Origin of the sequence: Autumnicola tepida (assembly GCF_031846485.1) — a bacterium.
GTDB lineage: Bacteria > Bacteroidota > Bacteroidia > Flavobacteriales > Flavobacteriaceae > Autumnicola > Autumnicola tepida.
The window spans coordinates 1-852 of sequence record NZ_JAVRHQ010000090.1 but is presented as its reverse complement, the minus strand read 5'-3'; the positions used below and the strand labels follow the sequence as shown (position 1 = coordinate 852).

General features: G+C 28.8%; 1 protein-coding gene. It reads left to right on the top strand.

The annotated features are described in order from the left end of the window. The first annotated feature begins 31 nt into the window (after positions 1 to 31). Entirely contained in the window at positions 32 to 721 is a 690-nt protein-coding gene (locus RM553_RS19520; RefSeq protein ID WP_311536640.1) for a hypothetical protein, read from the top strand. Positions 722 to 852 lie beyond the last annotated feature (131 nt).

Below are 852 nucleotides of genomic sequence, written 5' to 3'. Positions count from 1 at the left end.
TTAACCGCGGCCGTTAGGCAAAATTTTCACTATGGAAATTTTTAGAAGAAAGATTCAGAAAAAACATATTTCAAGATTTGAAATTTTGCTTGCAGAAAGGTTAGAAAATGACTTCCCTGAAATATTAATTGCAACTAAACTACCACAACAATCAAAATTACATTTCCCTAAAAATCCACCAGGAATTTACATAGCCAGGATTTATGATAATTCAACTTTTAAAATACTGAATAAAAATCACAGAACGTATTTCCACTTAAATGGAATTTCAATATATAATAAGAAAGAGAGAAAATTTATTGCGTTAAGATTATGGTTTCAATATGATAGATTGACTAATATTTCTGTTGATGATCCTACAAGATTTCATATAAATTTTGATTTAGGAAAAATACAAATAGAGAATCTTAATAGAGAAAATTTAGAAATTACTAACCCAGATAAAAAGTTCGTTCTTGAAGCTTTAAAAACTCTTGCTAAAGAAGATTTAGAACTTCTAGAATTAGATTCAACATTTGAAATCGATTTTGATAATAAAATTTACTATCCAATAATTGATATGGAAGATGGAAATTCTATTGCAACAGATAAAAACGGAAGAATCTATAGATTAAATCATGAAAATCATAAAGATCCAATCAAGTTAATTTTTGAGAAGCCCCAAAATCTTATTGATAAATTTCAAGGAAAAAAGGAAAACTTAGAAGATTTAATGGACTAAAAAACTTTTCCTAACAGCGGTTAATCTCAAATTCCGGGTATTGTGGAAAAAGTGTAATTTTAGAAACCAATAAAGAAAACGGTAAACTGACAAGTCCGCGTCCCCTACTCCCGCAACTTGCGATAACCGCA

Bases quoted from the DNA above. Each gene is read 5' to 3' on its own strand.
- RM553_RS19520 (WP_311536640.1), top strand. From the start codon at position 32: ATGGAAATTTTTAGAAGAAAGATTCAGAAAAAACATATTTCAAGATTT.